Origin of the sequence: Kurthia sp. ISK08 (assembly GCF_046159805.1) — a bacterium.
GTDB lineage: Bacteria > Bacillota > Bacilli > Bacillales_A > Planococcaceae > Kurthia > Kurthia gibsonii.
Map to the genome: position 1 here is coordinate 88,829 of NZ_JBJXHL010000005.1, position 22,559 is coordinate 111,387.

The 22,559-nt window shown below is 36.5% G+C and carries 24 protein-coding genes and 1 riboswitch; of the genes, 13 read left to right on the forward strand and 11 right to left on the reverse strand.

Translation table 11 applies throughout. The features are described from left to right. The first annotated feature begins 5 nt into the window (after positions 1-5). The 4 genes from ACKVQX_RS10530 to ACKVQX_RS10545 all read left to right on the forward strand — a co-directional run bounded on the left by ACKVQX_RS10530 (position 6) and on the right by ACKVQX_RS10545 (position 3,217). A complete protein-coding gene (locus ACKVQX_RS10530) occupies positions 6-686 on the forward strand; it encodes a GNAT family N-acetyltransferase (protein WP_409136295.1) in 681 nt (226 codons plus the stop codon). Between the two features lie 46 nt (positions 687-732). Further along, complete coding sequence (locus ACKVQX_RS10535) at positions 733-1,689, forward strand: nucleoside hydrolase (RefSeq protein WP_409136296.1); 957 nt, start codon at positions 733-735, stop codon at positions 1,687-1,689. Positions 1,690-1,838: 149 nt separating this feature from the next. Continuing rightward, entirely contained in the window at positions 1,839-2,336 is a 498-nt protein-coding gene (locus ACKVQX_RS10540) for an RNA polymerase sigma factor (RefSeq protein WP_087680940.1), read from the forward strand. Next, positions 2,336-3,217, forward strand: a complete 882-nt coding sequence (locus ACKVQX_RS10545; protein ID WP_336663773.1) for a DUF3298 domain-containing protein — start codon at positions 2,336-2,338, stop codon at positions 3,215-3,217. Before ACKVQX_RS10540 ends, ACKVQX_RS10545 begins: the two co-directional genes overlap by 1 nt. An 85-nt stretch (positions 3,218-3,302) precedes the next feature. Here ACKVQX_RS10545 and ACKVQX_RS10550 read toward each other — a convergent pair whose 3' ends face one another. The 6 genes from ACKVQX_RS10550 to ACKVQX_RS10575 all read right to left on the reverse strand — a co-directional run bounded on the left by ACKVQX_RS10550 (position 3,303) and on the right by ACKVQX_RS10575 (position 9,052). After that, a complete protein-coding gene (locus tag ACKVQX_RS10550) occupies positions 3,303-3,497 on the reverse strand; it encodes a hypothetical protein (RefSeq protein WP_068456372.1) in 195 nt (64 codons plus the stop codon). 210 nt (positions 3,498-3,707) lie between these two features. After that, complete coding sequence (locus ACKVQX_RS10555; protein ID WP_087680938.1) at positions 3,708-4,982, reverse strand: Nramp family divalent metal transporter; 1,275 nt, start codon at positions 4,980-4,982, stop codon at positions 3,708-3,710. A gap of 174 nt (positions 4,983-5,156) precedes the next feature. Next, complete coding sequence (locus ACKVQX_RS10560; RefSeq protein ID WP_325943478.1) at positions 5,157-5,867, reverse strand: siderophore-iron reductase FhuF; 711 nt, start codon at positions 5,865-5,867, stop codon at positions 5,157-5,159. Between the two features lie 304 nt (positions 5,868-6,171). Beyond that, a complete protein-coding gene (locus ACKVQX_RS10565; protein ID WP_409136297.1) occupies positions 6,172-7,113 on the reverse strand; it encodes a multidrug resistance efflux transporter family protein in 942 nt (313 codons plus the stop codon). 23 nt (positions 7,114-7,136) lie between these two features. Further along, complete coding sequence (gene pepT, locus ACKVQX_RS10570; RefSeq protein ID WP_121176483.1) at positions 7,137-8,363, reverse strand: peptidase T; 1,227 nt, start codon at positions 8,361-8,363, stop codon at positions 7,137-7,139. Between the two features lie 35 nt (positions 8,364-8,398). Then, positions 8,399-9,052: a lysoplasmalogenase gene (locus ACKVQX_RS10575; protein WP_342302752.1), complete on the reverse strand. Its 654-nt coding sequence runs from the start codon at positions 9,050-9,052 to the stop codon at positions 8,399-8,401. A 124-nt stretch (positions 9,053-9,176) separates the two neighbouring features. On the opposite strand from ACKVQX_RS10575, the gene ACKVQX_RS10580 reads away from it, so the two are divergent. The 5 genes from ACKVQX_RS10580 to ACKVQX_RS10600 all read left to right on the forward strand — a co-directional run bounded on the left by ACKVQX_RS10580 (position 9,177) and on the right by ACKVQX_RS10600 (position 13,303). Next, the gene (locus ACKVQX_RS10580; RefSeq protein WP_409136298.1) at positions 9,177-10,883 is read left to right on the forward strand and encodes a hypothetical protein; all 1,707 of its coding nucleotides are present in this window, start codon (positions 9,177-9,179) and stop codon (positions 10,881-10,883) included. A gap of 104 nt (positions 10,884-10,987) precedes the next feature. Then, positions 10,988-11,749: an IclR family transcriptional regulator gene (locus tag ACKVQX_RS10585; protein WP_087680933.1), complete on the forward strand. Its 762-nt coding sequence runs from the start codon at positions 10,988-10,990 to the stop codon at positions 11,747-11,749. Between the two features lie 29 nt (positions 11,750-11,778). Then, positions 11,779-11,934 carry a hypothetical protein gene (locus ACKVQX_RS10590; RefSeq protein ID WP_409136299.1) on the forward strand — a complete coding sequence of 52 codons (156 nt, stop codon included), beginning with the start codon at positions 11,779-11,781 and terminating at the stop codon, positions 11,932-11,934. A gap of 130 nt (positions 11,935-12,064) precedes the next feature. Further along, positions 12,065-12,304: a hypothetical protein gene (locus tag ACKVQX_RS10595; protein ID WP_409136300.1), complete on the forward strand. Its 240-nt coding sequence runs from the start codon at positions 12,065-12,067 to the stop codon at positions 12,302-12,304. Positions 12,305-12,937: 633 nt separating this feature from the next. Continuing rightward, a complete protein-coding gene (locus tag ACKVQX_RS10600) occupies positions 12,938-13,303 on the forward strand; it encodes a DUF1304 domain-containing protein (protein WP_285215748.1) in 366 nt (121 codons plus the stop codon). Between the two features lie 78 nt (positions 13,304-13,381). On the opposite strand, the gene ACKVQX_RS10605 is transcribed toward ACKVQX_RS10600, so the two are convergent. The 3 genes from ACKVQX_RS10605 to ACKVQX_RS10615 are packed head-to-tail and all read right to left on the reverse strand — an operon-like array spanning position 13,382 to position 16,184. Beyond that, positions 13,382-14,170, reverse strand: a complete 789-nt coding sequence (locus ACKVQX_RS10605; RefSeq protein ID WP_343174275.1) for a putative hydro-lyase — start codon at positions 14,168-14,170, stop codon at positions 13,382-13,384. Positions 14,171-14,183: 13 nt separating this feature from the next. Beyond that, on the reverse strand, positions 14,184-15,407 hold the full coding sequence (locus ACKVQX_RS10610) for an NRAMP family divalent metal transporter (RefSeq protein WP_087680927.1): 1,224 nt from the start codon (positions 15,405-15,407) through the stop codon (positions 14,184-14,186). 18 nt (positions 15,408-15,425) lie between these two features. After that, positions 15,426-16,184, reverse strand: a complete 759-nt coding sequence (locus tag ACKVQX_RS10615; RefSeq protein ID WP_087680926.1) for a LamB/YcsF family protein — start codon at positions 16,182-16,184, stop codon at positions 15,426-15,428. Between the two features lie 215 nt (positions 16,185-16,399). Between ACKVQX_RS10615 and pxpB the strand changes: the two genes are divergently transcribed. Together pxpB and ACKVQX_RS10625 are read left to right on the forward strand one after the other, a co-directional pair. Beyond that, on the forward strand, positions 16,400-17,137 hold the full coding sequence (gene pxpB / locus ACKVQX_RS10620; protein WP_121176465.1) for a 5-oxoprolinase subunit PxpB: 738 nt from the start codon (positions 16,400-16,402) through the stop codon (positions 17,135-17,137). After that, entirely contained in the window at positions 17,119-18,102 is a 984-nt protein-coding gene (locus tag ACKVQX_RS10625; protein ID WP_121176462.1) for a biotin-dependent carboxyltransferase family protein, read from the forward strand. Before pxpB ends, ACKVQX_RS10625 begins: the two co-directional genes overlap by 19 nt. A 48-nt stretch (positions 18,103-18,150) precedes the next feature. Here ACKVQX_RS10625 and nfsA read toward each other — a convergent pair whose 3' ends face one another. Then, on the reverse strand, positions 18,151-18,888 hold the full coding sequence (nfsA, locus tag ACKVQX_RS10630) for an oxygen-insensitive NADPH nitroreductase (protein WP_068456325.1): 738 nt from the start codon (positions 18,886-18,888) through the stop codon (positions 18,151-18,153). Between the two features lie 237 nt (positions 18,889-19,125). Then, positions 19,126-19,238: riboswitch (SAM riboswitch) on the forward strand. Positions 19,239-19,360: 122 nt separating this feature from the next. On the opposite strand from nfsA, the gene ACKVQX_RS10635 reads away from it, so the two are divergent. Together ACKVQX_RS10635 and ACKVQX_RS10640 are read left to right on the forward strand one after the other, a co-directional pair. Continuing rightward, positions 19,361-20,650: an O-acetylhomoserine aminocarboxypropyltransferase/cysteine synthase family protein gene (locus ACKVQX_RS10635; RefSeq protein ID WP_087680923.1), complete on the forward strand. Its 1,290-nt coding sequence runs from the start codon at positions 19,361-19,363 to the stop codon at positions 20,648-20,650. 226 nt (positions 20,651-20,876) lie between these two features. After that, entirely contained in the window at positions 20,877-21,860 is a 984-nt protein-coding gene (locus ACKVQX_RS10640; protein WP_121176460.1) for a homoserine dehydrogenase, read from the forward strand. A gap of 75 nt (positions 21,861-21,935) precedes the next feature. Here the strand turns inward: ACKVQX_RS10640 and ACKVQX_RS10645 are convergent, their stop codons facing one another. Further along, complete coding sequence (locus ACKVQX_RS10645; protein WP_336663777.1) at positions 21,936-22,379, reverse strand: hypothetical protein; 444 nt, start codon at positions 22,377-22,379, stop codon at positions 21,936-21,938. Between the last annotated feature and the right edge of the window lie 180 nt (positions 22,380-22,559).

Consider the following 22,559-nt stretch of genomic DNA (forward strand, 5'->3'; position numbering starts at 1 on the left):
CAGATATGACATATTTTTTAACAGGTCACTTAGGAGAAACACCTTTTGCTGTTCGTTATTTAACAATGGATGACTTACAGGCAATCGAAGCACTTCAGCAACGTGTATATGAAGCATTGCCTGTTCGAAGTGTCCTTCAACCATTAACGACAGAAGAATTTGAAGCGATTCTACAAGATGAAAAGATGATGATTGGTGTTTTCGTAGAGGAGGAAATGATTGGCTTCCGCGCACTATTAAATCCACTAATAGAAGAAGAACATCTAGGATATGATTGTGGTGTTCCAGAAGATCAATTCCATCGCGTACTTTATCAAGAGATTTCCAATGTAGCACCAGAATATAGAGGATATGGTCTACAAAAGAAAATGGCGCAATGGTCGATGGAACGAATCGATCAAACGCGTTATGACTATGTATGTTCAACAGTTCAACCATACAATATTCCAAGTTTAAAAGATAAATTTTCTCAAGGTCTAGTTGTAAAAGCCTTGAAAATTAAATATGTAGATAAATTACGCTATGTATTTTTCAAAGATTTACGCACTCCAAATCCAACATATGTAAAAAAAGAGACCATTGTCATGCGTGATACAGAAGGTCAACAAAAATTATTGAAAAATGGCTTTGTAGGGACAAAAATGTACGAAGAAAATGATGAATGGTATGTAGTGTATGAGAAATAAAAAGTATATAATAAGATAACTATTATATAAGGAGTGTTATCTACACATGAACAAAATCCCTGTAATCATCGACTGTGACCCAGGTATCGACGACACAATGATGCTGACATTAGCATATGCGCGTCCAGAACTAGATATTAAATTAGTAACAGTTGAGGCTGGTAACTTAACAATTGATAAAACAACTTATAACACATTAAGTTTCCTAACATACATTCAAAAAGAAGTAGAAGTTGCAAAAGGAATCGAGCAACCAATGTTCCGTAAACAAGAGGTAGCAGAAGATATCCATGGTGAAGGTGGACTTGGTAATGTAAAATGGGCAGACCCTGTTTTACAAGCAAGTGACCGTACAGCGATTCAAGCGATGTGCGATGTTTTAATGAACGCTGAAGAGCCAATTACGATTGTTGCAACAGGCCCATTAACGAATGTGGCTGCTTTATTATTTGCACATCCAGAAGTGAAACCATTCATTAAACAGATTTCTTGGATGGGCGGAGCAGCAGTTGGTGGTAACATGTCAACAGTAGCTGAATTCAATGCATATGTTGATCCGCACGCAGTGGAATTAGTATTCCGTTCGGGTGTTCCAATTATTATGAGCGGTTTAGATGTAACGCATAAAGCCTACATTACACGCGATGAAATGACACGCTTACGCAATTTAGGTACACCATTCGCTGAAAAAGTAGCAGATATGATGAACTTCTATACATTCACACAATCTCAAACACCATTTAACCCACCTGGATTTGAAGAACAAATTCGTGTGCATGATGTGTGTGCAGTTGCGTGTCTAGTTGAACCAGAGTTATTTAAAGGTGATGATTACTTTGTCGAAGTTGAGTTGAATGGCTCACTAACACAAGGAGCAACATTGGTTGATTTCGCAAAGAAAACAGGAAAAGAACCAAATGTTCATGTATTACACACAGTAAATCGTGACGGCTTTATCGATTTATTCTTTAATGCAGTCACAACAGTAGGTCAAACACTTTAACAAATTGTTCCATGTGAAACAATTATAAAAAAATAAAAAACAGAGTGGTTAATAAATCATTCTGTTTTTTTTTATTTTTTTAAACTTTTACTAGAAGTGTAATCGTCTAATCTATTGTGTGAATGAAATGAATAAAAGGAGTCTTAAAGATGAAAGATCTAGAGAAGGAACAGTTTTTTGTGTCCTTTATAAAAGAGAATAAAAAGCGTTTTTATTTACTTGCTTATAGTTATGTGAAAAATGAACAAGATGCATTAGATATTATACAAGATAGTATTCATAAAGCTTTGAAATCACTTTATAAAGTGAAGGATTTACAATCCATAAAAAGTTGGTTTTATAAAATTGTTATCAGAACAGCAATTGATTTCTTAAGAAAAAATAAAAAAATGTATGTAATGGAAGATGTATTTTTAGAAAATAACTTACCCCCTTACAATAATTCTTATGAAAATTTTGATCTAAAAAAATCTTTGGATGAACTACCTTTAAAATATAAAGAAGTAATTATATTAAGATATTTTGAAGATATAAAAATTGAAGACGTGGCGAATATCTTGGGTTTAAATATCAATACAGTTAAATCGAGATTATATAAAGCTTTAAAGATATTAAAACTTAACTTGGAAAACGAGGAGGATTTATAGTGGATCAAAAAGATATAAAGAAATTGAAAAAATATTATGAACAGGAGGATATACCAGAACAACTAGATTGGATTATTGAAAAGAGTTTGAAGAAAAAAAGAAGAAAAACTTATTGGAATAAAATCTTAATAGGAGCTATAGCAGCGATTGCATTATTTGCTACGACAGTTAATATAAGTCCGGTCTTCGCCAAAAAAATAGCAACGATTCCATTGATGAATCAAATTGTAAAAGTGTTAACTTTCTCAAAATATGAGGTAGAGGAAGAAAATTATAAATTACATGTTGAAGTTCCAAATATAAAAAGTGATTCAAGAGAAATTCAAGAACTAAATAAGAAATACAATGAAGAAGGCGAAAAGCTATATAAAGAATTCAAAAAAGATATGGATGATATGAAAAAGAGTGAACAAGGGAATATGGGGATAGAAAGTGGCTATAAAGTTGTAACACAAACTGACAATCTTTTATCCTTATATCGTTACGAAGTGAATACAGTAGGTTCGTCGTCAACAACACGAAAATACGATACAGTGGATCTTAAGCAAGAGAGAATAATTACATTACCAAGTTTATTTGTAAATGATACGTATGTAAATATTATTAGTGAAAATATAAAAGAACAGATGAAAAAACAAGTGGTCGAATCTAAAAATGAAAAAATTTATTGGGTTGAAGGGGGAGGGATTCCTAAAAAAGAATTATTTGATCCATTTAAATCAATTCATCGAAACCAAAGTTTTTATATTAATAATCATAATAAATTAGTTATTGTATTTGATAAGTATGAAGTTGCACCAGGTTTCATGGGAATATGTGAGTTTGAAATTCCTACTAAAACTATTCAATCCATTTTATTAAATAATAAATATATTCAATAAAAAATAAGGACAGGTTATGTAATTCATAAACCTTGTCCTCATTCTATTTTGTGTGCTTTTCTTTTCATTTGAAATGCCACCTATTTTAATTTAATATTCTCAGCAATTGAATTAATGTAATAACTAAAGCAATCGTCACAACAATACCAAGTACGAATAATACGACTAAACGACGTGGTGCTTTTTCCATACGACGACGACCATAATGCACTAGCTCTCTCCAAGCGAACCCCCATACAATTAAATCGATGACTGCTAAAATAAGAATCCATATAACCATCTCATCACCTCTTACTATTAATTGTAACATAAAGTAAAAAAAATGAAGCATAAATTTTCAGATTTCTTTCGATTTATACCCATATCGATTCCCTAAAGTGATGAAGAATAATCAAATCATCTGTTTTAGGTATAAAATGACGGAATAATCTAGAATTTTGAAATGAAAAAGATCTTTCACTCTAATAGAGAAAAAGATCTTTTTTACTTATTAAGATTGAATTAATTCAACAATCGAACTGTAAATTAAGAATAGATTAAGTGCAACCGTAATAGCCGCAATTACCCAACTTGTATAGGTCACCCATTTTCGATTCACTAAACCACCCATGATTTTAGGGTTACTCGTGAAAATAATGAGTGGTATTAAAGCGAATGCGATACCAAATGATAGGATTACCTGACTCCATACTAAAGCAACAGTGGCATTTAAACCGAGTGCGATAATGAGAATAGGTGGAGCCATCGTAATCGCACGACGTAAGTAGAGTGGAATTCGTCGATTAATAAACCCTTGCATAACGACATCACCAGACATCGTACCAACAGCTGAACTTGCTAAACCAGCAATTAATAATCCTAGGCCGAATGATACTGCAGCTGTAGGACCGATTAATGAGCCGAGTTCATGGTAGGCAACATCTAAATCGCTGACATCCATTCCACGTTTATGGAATAAAGCAGCCGCAATGACTAACATCGATATATTAATTGCACCTGCAATAACCATTGCGATGACAATATCGAAAAACTCAAATTTGAAAATCTTTTTCTTTTCTGCTTCAGAACGTCCAATTACTCGACTTTGCGTTAGAGAAGAATGGAGGTAGATGGCATGTGGCATAACCGTTGCCCCTAAAATCCCTGTAGCAAGTAAGATGGAACCAACACCATCAAAAGAGGGGAACAGTCCAGATAATACTTCCGTTGGCTTCGGATCAGCTAAAAATGTTTGGAAGGCAAAAGCCATCACAACCATCATAACCATACCGGATACAATGGCTTCAAATGTACGAACACCACGTCTTTGAAGCTCTAAAATACCAAAAGCAGCCACCGCGGTTATAAGAGCAGCTGGTAACATAGGAATTTTAAATACTAGGTAAAGTCCAAGAGCTGCACCGATAAATTCGGCTAAATCGGTTGCGATGATGACAATTTCTGCTTGAATCCAGAGCATAATCGATGTTTTTTTCGAAAAATTATCACGTGCGACTTCAGGTAGGTTACGCCCTGTCGCAATGCCAAGTTTAGCTGATAAAGATTGAATCAATACCGCCATTAAGTTAGAAACGACAATGACCCATAAGAGTAGATAGCCATATTCAGAACCTGCGGTAATATTCGTCGCAAAGTTACCAGGGTCAATATAGGCAACTGCTGCAATGAATGCAGGACCTAAAAAGGGAAGAATCTGTCTGAAACCTTTAATCTCACCGCGTAAGACAGCATTTGCGGATAAAGGTGTTTTTTGTTTGTTTTTCATAGTCTGCGCTCCTTAATCTGTGTGAACGACAAAAAGTTGTTTTAGGGAAACTTTATGTTGCAAGTGTATAATAGAATCTCATAATTTGTAAAGTATGAACTCACTGTAGTATTCCCGTTTTAAACTAAAATAAAAAAAGAAATCAATGGAATAAATGATTTCTTCTTTCGTGTATTATTTTAATGGACAAAAACCACAAGCCAGTAAACCCGGAACGTCTTTTGAAAAACAGCAACTCTTTCTAACAGGTAAGTGAATGAGTGTGGAAGGGTGTTGTCCGCCTGTATAAGTGTGAAAACGTGAATGTTCACTAATTCCTTCCCATACAACATCTCCTTCAAGAAAATCTAAATATATTCTGGCCTCTTCTTCTGTCGCATGACTTGAAAGAAGCGTATGGTAATGCCATAAAAGATAACCAAATACATTCTCCCAGTGCGTTAAGACGGATACGCCGCCTAGCTTTTTTAGTTGTGAGAAAATCTGATGACATTGCTCAAGTAGAATGGTATGTACAGCTTGTTCGCGCTCATCTTCATCAATCATGTCCCAATCTTCGCTACGTGTGAACATACAAATAGAAGGACGACCGAATTCTTCTCGTACGCCAAATTGTAAGTTTTCGAACTTCCCCATCCACATTTCGTCATAGACGGTGAGCATATAAAATTGCATGGAGATGAACATACCGTAGCGTCTTGTGAAGTACGAAATCGCAACTGCATCTTGGTCGCTTTGGCTAACTGCTTTCCATATATTTTTAGCATCTTCTAAAAAGTCATCATCTAATAATTGTTGTAAATTAAATAAAAAAGGTTGTTCTACATCTACATAATTACTATATGCATGTAGTTGTTGTAATTGGTCTTGTGATAAACGTGTCATATTTCTCCCCCTTATACCAACTATACACGAAAAAAGTTTAATAAATCTATTGACTATTTAATTGATAACGATTATCATTATCATATAAACAAATTACTTCTCCTCGAAAATAGAAATACAGAGGACATTAGCCACTTTTCTCCAAAAAGAGCTGATGAAGAATAACAGAGTATTCATAACCCCCCTCAAAACGTTATGGAATAGCTCGGTATAGCATAGAACCAACAGGGATTCGCCACTCTGTTGGTTTTTTTATTGTTCTCATAAAAAAGAGGTCGCTAGGATGAGCAACCTCTTTGTATCGCTAAATAGCATTTTTGTTCATGAGCATCGTGTGATAACTGTGAAGTAGCATACCGAAAATAATAACGAGTAAACCAACAAGTGCAAGTGGAGCAGGAAGTGGGATACCGAGTAGAATCATTTCACCGATAATAACGAAAATAATTTCAGCAGATTGAGTTGCTTCAACTGCCGCAAGCTTTCCTTGATTGTCGCGTACGCGGTCTGTCGCAATGAAGAATAGAATAGTCGCAATAATACCCGAACTAATCCCCACGATGAATGATTGGAATACTTGTGAGCTACTTGGTGCACCTACAGTGAAGCTGGCATAGATAGCGAGTATAATCCATGCAGGCATCGACATAATCGTCATCCCGAGTACACGTTGGAATGTATCAAGTCGACCATCACAGACTTCCATCATTTTACGATTACCAAGTGGATAGGCAAAGGCAGCGATAATGACAGGTAACGTACTAAGTAAGAGCGCCTTTTTTGAAACAGTTGCGGCACTTGGAATTTGAATTAAGATGATCCCAACTAATATAATGCATGAAATAAGGAGTGATTTAAACGGAATTTTCTGACGATTTTTTTTCTGTTCAATATGTATAAAAAACAGTGGAGCGAGTAATACGCCCGCAATAATAGTGAATTGCCATGTCCCTGATACAAGCCAACCTGGTCCATATGCAGCAGCATAAGTCAGTGGTGCATAAAATAGTACGAAACCTACAAAACTCCAAAGTAGCCAAGCACCTGTATTTTGTTTAATTTCTTTTGTCATCTTAGGCAGCCCACGACGAGCTGCCACGATGATCAAAAGAAAAGGGAGCATGAAGAAATAACGCAGAGACGAACTCCATAACCAACTACCACCCTCTAATTCCATCGCACGATTCAAAATGAATGTGACGGCGAAGAAGAGGGCAGCAAAAATACCGATTACAATTTCTTTCATACCCAAACCCCTTTCAAACGCGATTAAGCGCGTTGTTCGTATAACTTCACGATTTCTAAAATAACTTCTGTTGCTTTTTCCATTGTTTCAGCAGATACATATTCATATTTACCATGCATATTTTCGCCACCAGCAAAAATATTTGGTGTTGGTAAGCCCATGAATGATAGTTGAGAACCATCTGTACCGCCGCGAATCGCTTTTTTAATCGGTGTAATACCTAAATTTAACATTGCTTCTTCCGCAAGGTCAACGATGAATTTTACAGGCTCAATTTTTTCAGCCATATTGTAATATTGGTCATTCATCTCTAATTGAACGGCATCTTCACCATATTCTTTTTGAAGTGCTTCAAAAGCTTGTTGTACAAGTGCTTTTTTCGCTTCAAATTTTGCACGGTCATGGTCACGAACGATGTAGTGTAATGTTGTTTTTTCAATTGAACCGTTAAATTCCATTAAATGAATGAAGCCTTCACGACCTTCTGTTAATTCAGGTACTTCGTCTTTTGGCATCATCTCTTGGAATTTAATTGCGGCTGTCATTGAGTTAACCATTTTATTTTTGGCGCTACCTGGGTGTACGTTTGTACCGAAAGTTGTTAATTTGACACCAGCTGCATTAAAGCTTTCGTATTCTAATTCACCTAGTGGACCACCATCCATTGTATAAGCATAGTCTGCATTGAAGCGCTCAACGTCAAATGCGTGTGGACCGCGACCGATTTCTTCGTCTGGTGTGAATGCAACACGTAATTCACCATGTTTAATCTCTGGATGTTCGATTAAGTATTCCATTGCAGTCATAATTTCGGCAATCCCTGCTTTATCATCTGCACCTAGAAGTGTTGTACCATCTGTAGTAATCAATGTTTGACCTACATAATTCGCCAGTTCAGGTGAATTTTCTGGTGATAGAACGACTTCTTCATTTAATTGAATCGCTTTTCCATCATAGTTGTCATGACGGATCGGATTCACATTTGTCCCTGTGTAATCAGTTGTTGTATCAACATGTGCTAAAAAGCCGATTGTTGGAATTTTTTTATCTGTGTTGGCAGGTAGTGAAGCGAATAGGTAACCATTCTCATCCACCATTACATCTGACATACCAATTGCTTTTAGCTCTTCTTCTAATACATGAAGTAAATCCCATTGTTTAGATGTTGAAGGTGTTGTCTCACTTGTTTCACAAGATTGTGTATCAATTTTCGCATAGCGAATTAAGCGTTCGATTAATTTTTCTTTCATTTGTAGCATCCTCCTTAATTGTTGAAGCATTGCTACTATTCTAACACTTTCTTACGGATTTCGAAATGTTCAGGAAAATGAAAAATAAATAAAAATTGTGCAAATAAATAAGTCCCCAATATCCACTGTGTTGCACCGTCAATGGTTGTCACAAACATATTAATCATAAAAATAGAATCCGACACAATAAGAAGGAAGGCGCTGAATAATAGAACCCATTTGCGCGTTTGAATCGCCGCCCACCCAATTGTGAGCATAACGGCGATATAGAAAAGGACAACAAGACCTAAAAGAATAGCCCCACTTTTAAAAATATTCCCGCCCACCCATGCAGCAAGCAGAATTCCATAAAATAATAAACAGAGCGTCGCAATTTTAGATGGTGCTGTTTGACGGAGTGTTAAGCATGCACGAATATAAAAAAGGTGACCGATTAAGAAGAAGAATAAACCGATGATAAACCAAGGGTGTGTGAGTTGACCGGCAATGAAGAATAGCAAACCAAATAGGATAAAACGATCATAGGGAGCTGTTTCCAGCGTTTTTGAAGTGAAGACAATAAGTAAGAGGCAAATTGTTGGGATTGTTGGGATAAGGATATCGTAAAAGTATGAAACTTCTTTTGGTAAGAAGAATAAATAAAGAATACTAAATATGAATGCTGTAATCCAAAGTGTATGTTCTTTCATAGATCAACCTCCTCGTATGAAGTCATATTTGAATATACCCCGAATTTGTGAATTCAAGAGGTTTTGAAACTTTTTCCTTCGCTTCACGTAAATAATGCAAGAGGAAAGGGAGGTTTTTTACAAAATGACGATGACTTTTATCATTGCAGTCGCATTAGCCGCTGTAATCGGCATATTAATTGTTCCGATTTCTAGTCGAATGAAGGACGGTAGCTTCAATTTTAAATTTAAAGCATTATTTTTCATTGGTATTTTACTTGTAGCATCCATTGCGACCATGATTACGCTATACATAACGATGATGGATTTAAACTGGACAGCAGTATGGCCTGTTGTAGCGATTGTCGCATTTGCGGGTGCTTATCTATCAACAGGGTTCGAGCGAAAGATTAAAGGGTTAATTGGCTTAGCTGGTATTGGTGTCGCAGCTTATATGCTCTCTGCACCGATGATGAATGCAGATGAAAAATATGAATCAGCTAAGATGAAAACAGAGGTCGAATTAAAAGCATTCGACGAAACAAAAACACCAGCGAGCGTACCGCCAAAATATGCACGCAACAAGATGAAAAAAGCTTTTGGTCAAGTACCAAATACAAGTTACTATGAGCTTGGAAATTTACAAATTCAAAAAATTAATGATGACTACGTTTATGTTGCGCCTGTTGAATTCTCAGATGCTTTCAAATGGTTCAAAGGGAAAACAACACCGGGTTACTTCGTATTAAGCGCGACAGATTCATCAGCGAATCCAAAATTTGTTGAAAAAGAGATGAAATATGTTCCATCTGCTTACTTAAATAATCATGTTGCGCGTTATATGCGTCTACACAACCCGTTAACTATTTTCAACGGAGATGTTCAACTTGAAATCGATAATGATGGTACACCGTATTATATTCGTACGTATGGTGACTTCATTTCGGCACGTAATGGTTTTAAACCACAAGGGATTGTCATGGTGAATGCACAAAATGGTGACATCAAAAAATATAAATTAAAAGACGTTCCAAGCTTTATAGATGGAGCAGTTTCACCAGAGGCTGTGAGCTTACAAAATAGTTATTTCGGTAATTATGTACATGGTTATTGGAACACGATTTTCGGTAAAAAAGACATTAAAATTCCTTCAGATGAAGGTGTAGAAGCAAATGTTAGCCCTGTATTTGATGAGAATGGCGAGATGTATTACTTCACTGACTTTACAAGTCCAAAAGAAGGCGTGGACTCCATGCTTGGTTATTCATTAACGAATGCACGTACAGGTCAAGGAACGTATTACACAGGTAATAGTGATGAATCGTATATGGATTCAGAAGGGGCACTGCAAGTAGTTGAAAAGAAATTCGTTGAGAAAAAATGGTCGGGTTCTATGCCATTACTTTATAACTTCTATGGTGAAACAAGTTGGCTAGTACCTGTATTAGATTCAAATGGTTTCTTACAAAATTACTATATCGTTTCAGCAGCCAATCCTGAAATTGCTGTGACAGCAACGACACCAAATGAAGCGCTTCGCCAATATAAAAACGTTCTAAGTCGAACAGGTACGAGTACAGTAAACGGTAACTCGACGAAAAAAGAAAAACAGGGTGAAGGAACTGTACTACGCGTATATAAAGAAACAGCAGGAGACTTCACGAATGTTACATTCCTTCTAGATGACGAGACGAACTATACAGTGAGTTCAGAAGTCGCTCCACTTGCAGTCTATTTACAAGAAGGCGATAAAGTGAAATTCACGTATTTAGCAACATCGGAAGTATTCCAACAAGTAAAAGAATTAACAATCACGACATTAAAGCCAAAAGAAAAGAAGACAAAAGAGTAACGTAAAGTACTAAATGAACAGAGGAATCGCATACGATGTGGTTCCTCTCTTTTTAACTGAATGATGCTATACTAAAGCTATAGGTTAAAAAAGGAGTATTTAGTATGCAAAGTAAAAATAAAACAGTTGTACGCTCAATGGAAATACTTAATTTATTTATAAATCATGCGAAATTAACATTTAATGAAATTATCGAATTATCAGGAATACCGAAAACATCTGTCTATCGTATGTTGCAATCGTTAGAGGAGATGGGTCTGTTAGATAAAGATGCGAACGGGAAATATAGTTTAGGCATTCTTTTTTTACGCTTCGGACATCTTGTTTCTGAACGAATTGATTTACGCCAAGTGGCATTACCAGCGATGGAGAAGTTACATCAGGATTTAGGAGAGGCTATCAACCTCATTATTCGTGACGGTGATGAAGCAGTTTATATTGAAAAGTTACAGTCGATTCAACCGGTTCGTCTTTATACAACAATTGGTCGCCGTACACCTCTTTATGCAGGTGCTTGTGCAAGAGCCATTCTGTCGTTTTTACCACCAACGGAACGAGAAGACTATTTGAAGCGAGTAGAATTAACAGCTTATGCAAAGGGAACCATCACGTCAGAAGAAGCACTTCGTCATTCGATTTCTGAAACGAGAAATAAAGGATATACGGTGAGTTTTTCAGAGCTAGAAGATTTTACTGCAGCAGTTGGCGTCCCAATTTTTAATCATTTAGGTGAGGTTGTTGCAGCGATTAGTATTGCAGGAATTGAAACGAATTACGCAGAAGAACATCTTGCTGTATTCATTCCAAAAGCAAAAGAAGCAGCACTCGACATCTCTTTAAAATTAGGTTATCGCCCAGAAGTATAACGAATTAAAAAAGTAGGTGACGAATGAAGATGAAAAAGATCATATTAGGAACACTAGGTTCTATACTACTGATTATAGGAATTATATTAAATCGCACCCATTCTGTTGATTCGGGAATAGCGATGATTATAGGAATTTTTGCAGGGATTTTAATTGGTGCAATGTTTGGAGTAAAAGAAAAGTAGGTGATGTTCATGAAAAAAACATTAATCTATGTAACACTATTCGTTTTAATCGTGCTGATTGGTTGGATAATTTATGATACGATGAAAATCCCTACGTAGGGGAAAATTTAAATAATTTAGGAGATATAAGATGATGGATCAACAAGGACAAGAAAAGTTTTTACAGTTCATTTTAGAACGAGTGCAAGAAGGAAAAGAAGAGGAAGCACGCGCAATACTTCTAGAAAACTTTAAAAAGCAAGATGAAGGTACATTCTCACAACAAGATATTCAAGAATTCGTTCCTAAAATGCTCCTTTTATTAAAACCAGAAAAATTACAAGAAGTTCAACTGATTGCACAACAATTTGCTAGTAAGTATGGTTACTAATAAAATACGCGTTTGAAATAGAAGATGAGATATCAGTGTAGAAACACCATCTCATATGAGCATAAGAAAAATCGGAATCGCGCCATAATGCGGTTCCGATTTTTTGTTTAGAACCCTAAAGAAGGAAGGGGAGTGTTATGTCTCATTCCACACTTTTTATATGTATCAAGTATAATAAATAGGAAAGGAGTGGAAATAGTGGATTTTAGAGAAAAGTTAGCAAAATATCTGACAATTTTTGCGCAAGTGGGTTTCCTACTATCATTTGCTTGTAAAGTATTCATTGGATTACAAGGAATACAATCGACAGTTGTGACAAGTGAACGGACATCAATCGCATGCTCTTTATTTATTTTCTTGTACGTTATAACAAAATTTATCATTAAACCAAAAACTAAAAATGATGTATTTGATTCAATACATTAAACATATATTTTTATCAATTAGTAAAGGGTGATTAAGTGTTCCATTATATTTTGAGGTAGAATAATTTTTTTAAAAGTTTAGTTTCTAGTGGAACAAAAAATAATATGATAGGGAATGGATAGGAAGAATAATTCACTTATAGCTATGTTATCTATTTACTATATAGATGATAAAGTTATAAAAATATATAGAAAGGACGGTGTGCTAATGGATATTGTGATTAAAGTGTTGAGTACATTAGTAGCTATTGAGTTTCTATTTATTATGTACCTAGAAACATTAGCAACTAGTTCAGATCGAACATCTAAAACATTTAATTTTACGAAGAAAGAATTAAGCAGCGATAAAATTAAGCTACTTATGAAAAATCAAGGTATTTATAACGGTCTTATTGGTTTAGTTATTTTATATGCAGCTTTTATCTCAGATAATGGACAGGAATTACTTATAATTAATATGATTTACATTGTTTTAGTGGCGTTATATGGTGCATATTCTAGTTCAAATATAAGCATATTTTTTAAACAAGGAACCTTAGCTTTGATTACGTTACTGGTTTTAGTTTTTTCTTAAAGTTTTTGATTGAATTTCATTCTAAAAAAGGGCTTCGACATATACAATGTCGAAGCTCTTTGGCTTTTAAATTGAATTTTATAGAATCCCTAAATGCTCGTCACGAATATCCGTTACAAACATATGTCCAGGTGCATGTGTAATCATTAAATCGGGTTTTACATGCATAGCAATTGCTTGAGGCGTAACACCACAAGCCCAAAATACAGGTACTTCGCCTTCTTTAATGGTTACTGCATCACCGAAGTCGGGTTTTGAAAGATCTTGAATACCGATTGTTTCAGGATTACCAATATGAAGCGGCGCACCATGAACAGAAGGGAAGCGTGAAGTTACTTGAACTGCACGTACTACGTCTGCTTCAGGAATCGGACGCATTGAAACAACGGTCGGACCTTCGAAAAGTCCAGCAGGTGTCGTAGCGATATTTGTTTTATACATCGGTACATTGCAGCCCTCTGAAATATGACGTACATCAATCTCGTTATTCAGTAGTGCATTTTCAAAAGAGAAACTACAACCGATTAAGAAGCAGACAAAATCATCTGACCAGTAATCATATAAATCCGTTACTTCTTCAACGAATACACCTTTTTTATAGACGCGATATTTTGGAATATCTGTACGAATATCTGCATCTTTAGCGATTCCTTTTGGTGCGACTTCACCAGGTTCGATTACATCTAAAATTGGACAGGCTTTTGGATTTCGTTGTGCAAATAAGAGAAAATCAAAAGCGTGTTCCTTTTTTAAAATAGCTAAATTTGCCTGTGCATAGCCAAGTGCATGACCAGCTGTTGGACCTGTAATCTGCTTTTCGCGAATTAACTTGCGAATTTCAGCAGGTGATAAGTTTGCGTAATCCATTCTCGTTCACTCCTTATTTCATTAGTAATTGAATTTGTTCAACCAATGTCATGTAGCCAAGTGTTCCCATTGATACGACAACAAGGATCCCTGTAATCGTTAGCCATTTTGGATGTTTATAATCGCCCACGATGGATTTTTTATGAACAGCAATTAATAATGTGCCAAGTGCGATTGGTAAGATTAGACCGTTTAATGCACCAGCTAATACAAGTACATTGACAGGTTTACCAACTGAGATGAAGACAAGAGCTGAAATCGCGATAAACGCAATAATAATCCAGTTTTCATACTTAGCAATATTTTTATGGAATGTTTTAATGAATGATACAGATGTGTAAGCAGCGCCGACAACTGAAGTAACAGCTGCAGCCCACATAATCACACCGAAAATACGGAAACCAGCAGTACCTAAAGCACTTTCGAATACAGAAGCAGCAGGGTTATCTGCAGCTAATTTAACCCCTTGTGATACAACACCTAATACAGCTAGGAATAGAAGAACACGCATAACACCTGTTACAGCAATCCCTGTAATCGAGCTTTTATTCACTTCTGGAATTGCGCTTGTGCCTTTTAATCCAGCATCTAGTAAACGGTGACCACCTGCGAATGTAATATAACCACCGACAGTACCACCCACCAATGTCACAATGGCAAAAATACTTAATTCCGTTGGTACGAATGTACGAATCACTGCCTCACCAACAGGCGGTGCTGTTGAAATCGCTACGTACATCATCAGAAGAATCATAATACCACCAGCTACTTGTGCAGCGCGGTCCATAATTTTGCTTGCCTCTTTGAATAAGAAAATAATAATGGCAAAAATCGCACTTAGTGCAGCGCCAGTTGTTACATCAAGTCCAAGCATTGCGTTCAGACCAAGACCAGCACCGGCGACGTTCCCGATATTAAAAGCAAGTCCACCAAAAACAATTAAGATGGCTAGAACGAATCCTAGACCAGGTAGTACTTTATTCGCAATCTCTTGCCCGCGCAAACCCGATACGACAATAATGCGCCAAACGTTCATTTGCGCAAAAACATCGAGTAAGAGAGAGATTAAAATAACGAAACCAAAGCTCGCGCGTAGTTGATCTGTGAAAATCGTTGTTTGTGTTAAAAATCCAGGACCGATTGATGATGTGGCCATTAAGAATGCGGCACCTAATAGGACACTAGCGCCAGCTTTCTTTTTTGTCGATGACTGTGTATGTAAGTCGACTTTTTCCATATGAAACTCCCCTTTGTTCTAACGGAACGGTGTAACTTGAATCCCACTCTCCGTTAATCGTTGATGAATGAATTGTGCAAATTGTAGTGCGTGTACGCCATCCCCATGGATACAAACGGTATTTGCGACAATTGGATAACTTGTTTGTTGAACGGTTTGAACCGTTCCTTTTGTAATCATGTTCAATACTTGTTCAACAGCTTGATGGTCATCTGTAATAAGTGCATTTGGTAATGTACGAGATGTTAACGAGCCATCAGCTTGATAGGTACGGTCCGAAAATACTTCACTCGCTGTTTTGAGACCGATTTTTTCACCTGCTTTAATGAGTTCACTTCCCGAAAGGCCATATAAGACAAATTCAGGATTCACTGCGTAAATCGCTTCTGCAATAGCAGTGGAAAGGCTTTCATCTTTTGCTGCTAAATTATACAGTGCGCCATGTGGTTTGACATGTTCTAATTTTCCACCGAAAGCAGTCGTCAAAGCTTGTAATGCCCCGATTTGGTACGTGACAATGTTGAAAACTTCGTGTGGTGATAGATGCATCGCATTGCGACCGAAACCTACTAAGTCTGGAAACCCAGGATGTGCCCCAATTTTGACGTTCTTTTCAAGTGCTAGCTCTACTGTTTTTCGCATGACATGTGGATCACCAGCGTGGAAACCACAGGCGATATTGGCTGACGTAACATAATCTAATATTAATTCGTCATTGCCCATTTTGTATGCGCCAAAGCTTTCACCTAAATCGCAGTTCAAGTCGACTTGAAACATGATATCAACTCCTTTATCCCCATTTTAGTCCGTAATTCAGTTTATTAGTTCCGTTTTAAGAAACTTATGTTTCGAATAATACCATAAAATAAAAAGTGTGTATAGCTTGAATAGTCCGATATTTTAAAAAATAATTGCGAAAATAATTGAATAATTCTATAATTATTCCTATATTCAGAATTAAAATTCCGAAATTCGGGAAAAGGGGTGACGACATGCGATTTAGTGAATACACAACAATATCGCCAATGGGAGATGCTGCAATTCGTATTGAATTTAACGAAGCGATGAGCGTTCAACAGTATCATATGATGCAATTATTGATTCAACATATAGAGGATGCGGAGTTACCGTATGAAGAAATCGTACCATCGTTTCAAGTGATTACGGTTTTGTTTAACCCACTAGATGTGAAGAAGAAAATACACAATCGACAAAATCCATATCAGTGGTTAGAAGAAAAAATCTGTATTATTCTACAGCAAGAAATAACTGTTACAGAACAGATGGAAGAGGTAGTTGAAATTCCTGTTTGCTATGGTGGTGAATTTGGACCTGATTTAGAAGAAGTCGCAAACTATCATGGCATCACGCCAGGAGAAGTGATTCAAAAACATACAGAACGTGATTATTTTGTTTATATGTTAGGGTTCGCACCAGGGTTCCCGTATTTAGGCGGACTAGACGAATCATTAGCAACACCAAGAAAACAAACACCACGTTTGAAAATTGAAGCAGGATCTGTTGGGATTGCAGGTTCACAAACAGGGGTGTATTCAATTGAAACACCGGGTGGTTGGCAAATCATCGGACGTACACCAACAGCTTTATTTACACCAGAAGCAGAAAATCCTACCTTATTACGAGCAGGTGTCTGGATTCGATTCTATCCTATTTCAATTGAAGAATATCATGCGCTGAAAGGAGAAAGTCTATGTCAATCACTTGCTTAAAAGCTGGCACACTTGCAACAATCCAAGATATTGGACGAATCGGCTATCAAAATATTGGCGTTATTGTAAGCGGGGCGATGGATTCTTTTGCACTTAAAATTGCTAATCGTTTATTAGGGAATCATCAGCACGAAGCGTGTATCGAAGTAACGATGCGCGGTACGGTATTTCATTTTTCAGAAGATACGTATATTGCGATTACAGGTGGTGACTTAACACCGACAATTCAGGGGATGGATGTACCACAGTGGCGACCTGTACTCGTTCGCGCTAATCAGACACTCCGCTTTAAAGGTGCAAAAAAAGGGTTGAGAAGTTATCTTGCTGTGCAACATGGTTTTTTAATAGAAGAAAAGCTTGGAAGTAAAAGTACATACTTGCGCGCAAATATGGGCGGTCTAAATGGAAGTGCGCTTCAAGAACAAGATGAAATACAGTTAATGAATACAAATTGGGATACACCTGTATTACCGATTGAAAACGGATATTTTAGTACAGTTTCGTGGCATGTCCGACCTGATTTTTATAAAAAAGCACGTAAAAGACATCGTATTCGTTTCGTCGAAGGGAACGAATATCAATGGTTCACAACAGCTACACAACAAAATTTTGAACGTGTTCATTTTGATGTTGCTATGTCATCTGACCGTATGGGGTATCGTTTAAAAGGATTTAAGCTTCAAAAAGATGTGCAACAAGAGATGGTTTCAGAAGCAGTAACGAATGGAACGATTCAAGTAGCGAATGATGGACAACCCATCATTTTATTAGCAGATCGTCAAACAACAGGTGGTTATCCTCGAATTGGGCAGGTGATTTCAGCTGACTTACATCGTTTCGGGCAAATGAAGCCAGGTGACCAAATTCGTTTTGAACGCGTGACACTTGATGAAGCATATGAAGCTTTATATGATTTAGAACAACAACTAAATCATATTGAAGTATCGATTCAATTGAAAAAATAAAAAGAAAGAATCGCACAATCGTAAGTGTGATTCTTTCTTGTATTTAGACTATTTCCACGTGAAGCCTTGTGAAGCAAGGAAATCTTTAATGAATGGACGTTGCTGGTTTACTAAGTAATCCGCCATTTGTTTCGTCCAGTTCGTTACTTTTTGATTAGCATTACGGTTTAAGTAGTACTCGCCAAGTTCTTTATCATATTGTGTTAATAGTGCGTCATATTTTTCTACGTCATAACCATTTTCATGTACAATTGCTTCCACTGGTAAACGTGGTTTTGTATCATTTGTTTTCGTTGGTTTGCCGATTGTCATCGCAAACATCGGGAAGACGTATTCAGGTAGGTTGAATAATTCGCTAATTTCTTTTGGATTATTACGTGCGCCACCAATATAACAAATACCGTAGCCTTCAGCTTCAGCTGCGATGACGAAGTTTTGAGCAAATAAGCTAACATCTGCTACACCGACTAAGACATTTTCAGCTGAATCAGCTGTAATATCAATATCGTATTTTTGACCAGCAATTTGAAGGCGCTTGAAGTCTACACAGAATAGGAAAGAAGCGCCAGCTGTTTTGAATTGGAAATCATTATTCGATAATTCGCCAAGTTTCGCTTTTTTCTCAGGATCTGTCACATGAATCACACTATATGCTTGTACAAAGTGTGATGTTGCAGCCATCTGTGCAGTTTCGATTAAATCATATACCACTTCTTTTGGAATTTCTTCGCCTGTATATTTACGGACAGAAGTATGACTACGTAATAATTCTTTTACTTGATTCATGATTCATTCAACTCCTATTGTCATTTGTATTCAAAGACTATGCTACCATAAATGCTCATCTTATTCGAAAACCTTTGATTCATTTTTTAATTTTTTTCTTCTATGTTACTTTTAAATAATTTTTGCATTTTAAAAGAATTAAATCAGTATAATAAAAATTTTCAGAAAAAAGATTGACGAATGAAAAATAGATGACTATACTAGATAGAAATTGATGGAAACATTATATGTTTAAAACCTTTATCAAGAGTGGCGGAGGGATAGGCCCTGCGATGCCCAGCAACCAGTTTCTTTTTTGAAACCAAGGTGCTAATTCCTACAGATTTTTTATCGGATCTGACAGATAAGGGGAGGACCATGTTCGATACAGCCCTCTTCTTACCTAAGAAGAGGGCTTTTTTTATAAAATCCTTCTCCTATAATTCCTTATTCCGATGTCCATCATCATAATTCATTTTAGGAGGAATCATATATGACAGAATTCAAAAAAGAAACATTAGCCGTACATGGCGGACAATCACCAGACCCCGTAACAGGAGCGATTGCAGTACCTATTTACCGTACAACTGCATATCAATTTAATGATTCAGAACATGCTCGTAAATTATTTGCTTTAGAAGAAGCAGGCAATATTTATTCACGCATTATGAATCCAACAGTTGATGTGTTTGAAAAACGTGTTGCCTTATTAGAAGGAGGAACAGCAGCAGTCGCTCTATCTTCAGGTATGGCTGCTATCTCATTTAGTATTTTAAATATTGCACGTGCAGGAGATCATATTGTAGCTGCGAATAGTTTATATGGTGGCACGTACAATTTATTTGCGAATACACTTCCACGTTACGGTATTACAACAACATTCGTTGATGAACGCGAGCCTGAGAAGTTTGCAGAAGCGATTCAAGAGAACACAAAAGCGCTATATGTTGAAACAATCGGAAATCCAAGTTTATCAGTAGTTGACTTAGAAGCATTTGCAAAAATTGCACACGAACATCAAATTCCACTCATCGTCGATAATACATTCGCTTCACCAATTGGCTGCAACCCGATTGAACATGGTGCAGATATTGTGATTCACTCGGCAACAAAGTGGATTGGTGGACATGGTACAACAATCGGTGGAATTGTAGTGGATGCAGGGAAGTTCGACTGGACACAGGGTAAATTCCCAGACTATACAGAACCAGATGCTTCTTATCATGGTATTCGCTATGGTGTGGATGCACCGAATGCAGCGTTTGCAACACGTTTACGCGTTCAATTATTACGTGACTTCGGTCCGACATTAAGTGCAGATGCAGCCTTTAACTTCTTACAAGGTTTAGAGACACTTCATTTACGTGTGCCACGTCATAATGAAAATGCACAAAAAGTAGCGACATTCTTACGCAACCATGAACAAGTGGAATGGGTACACTATAATGGGTTTGAAGATAGCGAGTATGCGCCACTCGTAGAAAAATATTTAAAAAATGGTGCAGGTTCTGTTTTAACATTTGGCATTAAAGGTGGGCGTGAAGCAGGTCGCAAGTTCATTGATGCGATTGAACTATTCTCACATGTAGCCAATGTAGGCGATGCGCGTTCATTAATTATTCATCCAGCTTCAACAACACATCAACAATTAAATGAAGAAGAACTTATTCAATCAGGTGTGCCAGAAGAACTCATTCGTTTATCAATCGGCCTTGAAAATGCAGAAGATCTAACTCATGCGTTAGAGCAAGCATTCCAACAAGTAACAGTGGTCGCAAAATAGGTTCTAAAACCAGTTATATATAATAGAAGGAACTGACTCAATCCGTTGTAGGCAGTTCCTTTTATTTTCTAAAATTCAGTATTTAGTGACCTCTTAGAAAAAACAATTGTCCTTCTGAAAAAGAATTTTCTTGAAATATGTCTTTAAATACGTTAGAATTTTCATTAAGTTGTGAAATGAACGTTCAAAATAAACAAATTAAATTTAATCATTGGAGGCGAACAATATGACAGCAGTGAAGGTGGCAATCCTAGGGTTCGGAACGGTAGGAGAAGGCATTTTTAACATTTTGAAAGAAAAGCGAAAGCAATTGAAAGAAACACTGGGTGTGGACATCGAAGTAGCAAAAATTTTAGTCCATAATGTTTCAAAAGAGCGCGAAGGTGTAGATGCGTCTTTATTAACGAATCGTTTTGAAGATATTTTAGCATTGCCGCAATTAGACGTTGTCTTTGAAGCAATTGTTGGAGAAGAACCAGCATATGGTTATTTAGATGCAGCAATTGAAAAAGGGGCGCACGTTATTACTGCAAATAAAGTCATGTTTGCTAAATTTGGTCAAGCGCTACAAGAGAAGGCGAAAAAATACGGTGTACAAGTAGGTTTTGAAGCAACTACTGCAGGTGGTGTACCGGTAATTAAAACAATGGAGACAATCTTACGTGTGAATGATGTATTACACATTCAAGGTATTTTAAATGGCACATCGAATTATATCTTAACGCAAATGCGTACAGAAGGTATTTCATTCGAAACAGCTCTAAAGAATGCACAAGACTTAGGATATGCAGAAGCAGATCCATACAATGATATTTCAGGACAAGACGCTTTCAAAAAGCTAATGATTTTAAGTGCGCTTGCATTCGGTAAACAACCGAACTGGGAAGATGTAAAAGTGGTAGGTATTTCTGAAATTACATTGGAACAAGTACAACAAGCAGATGCAAATGGCCAACGATATCGTCATATTGCAGAAGTTTCTATTGATGAAAACGGTAAAATTCATGCAGAAATTGGACCTCAACTTGTTGATGCAGCACATCCGTTATATGCAATTGATGGCGTCGATAATGCAGTCGCACTTGATACGAACTATATCGGTAAGATTACATTAGTAGGTCCTGGTGCAGGTATGTATCCAACTGCTTCTGTAATGGTAGAAGATTACGCGAGTATGCTATCGAAACAATCGGTTGTTGTACCCGTTTGAAAGTCATAGCAAAATATAAGAAAAGCCAGAATTACGCTTTATTACGTGATTCTGGCTTTTTGTTGTGAACTTGATTTAGTTAGCAGTTACTTCATCGATAAATGCTCTCATGAATTTTTCAAGTGAAACAAGAGCTTCTAATAATGTGCCATCTTCTTTAAATCCTTCAATAGCAGTAAGTGCAATATTAATCTCCCACAGTCCTTCATTACCTGAAAAGCTAGCTGAAGAAGCACCGAAAATTGAACGTAAATGAGTGTGTAAATATTCTTTAATCGCAGTAGCATATTTTTTCTGTAAACGTAAACCAAATAAAGCAGTATATGCATCGAACATCTCATCATATTCAAATACAACAGCATCCATCTTTAATTCTTCAAAAAGTGGTGATTCCATATATAAAAACTCTTGATCATGTTCTTTTAGAAAGTGAATAGGTGAAGCTAAAAAATCTGCACCTTCTGTAGCAATTAAATCATCTGTTTGTTTATGACAGCGTTCAATTTGTGTAATTTCCATGTAAAACACTCCGTTTCTCTGTTTGTTCTTTTTGTATTATAGCATGAAAGAGAGTAGACAGTTTTTTTCTGAAAAGAAGAGAAGTTAAAATTTTTTGAAAAAAAGATTGTTTTTTCTAATATTTTGAATATATAATCTTAATTAGGTCATCTGATGACCTAATGTTATATTGAATTTTTT

Bases quoted from the DNA above. Each gene is read 5' to 3' on its own strand.
- ACKVQX_RS10530 (WP_409136295.1), top strand. From the start codon at position 6: ATGACATATTTTTTAACAGGTCACTTAGGAGAAACACCTTTTGCTGTT.
- ACKVQX_RS10535 (WP_409136296.1), top strand. From the start codon at position 733: ATGAACAAAATCCCTGTAATCATCGACTGTGACCCAGGTATCGACGAC.
- ACKVQX_RS10540 (WP_087680940.1), top strand. From the start codon at position 1,839: ATGAAAGATCTAGAGAAGGAACAGTTTTTTGTGTCCTTTATAAAAGAG.
- ACKVQX_RS10550 (WP_068456372.1), bottom strand. From the start codon at position 3,497: ATGGTTATATGGATTCTTATTTTAGCAGTCATCGATTTAATTGTATGG.
- ACKVQX_RS10555 (WP_087680938.1), bottom strand. From the start codon at position 4,982: ATGAAAAACAAACAAAAAACACCTTTATCCGCAAATGCTGTCTTACGC.
- ACKVQX_RS10560 (WP_325943478.1), bottom strand. From the start codon at position 5,867: ATGACACGTTTATCACAAGACCAATTACAACAACTACATGCATATAGT.
- ACKVQX_RS10565 (WP_409136297.1), bottom strand. From the start codon at position 7,113: ATGAAAGAAATTGTAATCGGTATTTTTGCTGCCCTCTTCTTCGCCGTC.
- pepT (WP_121176483.1), bottom strand. From the start codon at position 8,363: ATGAAAGAAAAATTAATCGAACGCTTAATTCGCTATGCGAAAATTGAT.
- ACKVQX_RS10575 (WP_342302752.1), bottom strand. From the start codon at position 9,052: ATGAAAGAACATACACTTTGGATTACAGCATTCATATTTAGTATTCTT.
- ACKVQX_RS10580 (WP_409136298.1), top strand. From the start codon at position 9,177: ATGACGATGACTTTTATCATTGCAGTCGCATTAGCCGCTGTAATCGGC.
- ACKVQX_RS10585 (WP_087680933.1), top strand. From the start codon at position 10,988: ATGCAAAGTAAAAATAAAACAGTTGTACGCTCAATGGAAATACTTAAT.
- ACKVQX_RS10590 (WP_409136299.1), top strand. From the start codon at position 11,779: ATGAAAAAGATCATATTAGGAACACTAGGTTCTATACTACTGATTATA.
- ACKVQX_RS10595 (WP_409136300.1), top strand. From the start codon at position 12,065: ATGATGGATCAACAAGGACAAGAAAAGTTTTTACAGTTCATTTTAGAA.
- ACKVQX_RS10600 (WP_285215748.1), top strand. From the start codon at position 12,938: ATGGATATTGTGATTAAAGTGTTGAGTACATTAGTAGCTATTGAGTTT.
- ACKVQX_RS10605 (WP_343174275.1), bottom strand. From the start codon at position 14,170: ATGGATTACGCAAACTTATCACCTGCTGAAATTCGCAAGTTAATTCGC.
- ACKVQX_RS10610 (WP_087680927.1), bottom strand. From the start codon at position 15,407: ATGGAAAAAGTCGACTTACATACACAGTCATCGACAAAAAAGAAAGCT.
- ACKVQX_RS10615 (WP_087680926.1), bottom strand. From the start codon at position 16,184: ATGTTTCAAGTCGACTTGAACTGCGATTTAGGTGAAAGCTTTGGCGCA.
- pxpB (WP_121176465.1), top strand. From the start codon at position 16,400: ATGCGATTTAGTGAATACACAACAATATCGCCAATGGGAGATGCTGCA.
- ACKVQX_RS10625 (WP_121176462.1), top strand. From the start codon at position 17,119: ATGTCAATCACTTGCTTAAAAGCTGGCACACTTGCAACAATCCAAGAT.
- nfsA (WP_068456325.1), bottom strand. From the start codon at position 18,888: ATGAATCAAGTAAAAGAATTATTACGTAGTCATACTTCTGTCCGTAAA.
- ACKVQX_RS10635 (WP_087680923.1), top strand. From the start codon at position 19,361: ATGACAGAATTCAAAAAAGAAACATTAGCCGTACATGGCGGACAATCA.
- ACKVQX_RS10640 (WP_121176460.1), top strand. From the start codon at position 20,877: ATGACAGCAGTGAAGGTGGCAATCCTAGGGTTCGGAACGGTAGGAGAA.
- ACKVQX_RS10645 (WP_336663777.1), bottom strand. From the start codon at position 22,379: ATGGAAATTACACAAATTGAACGCTGTCATAAACAAACAGATGATTTA.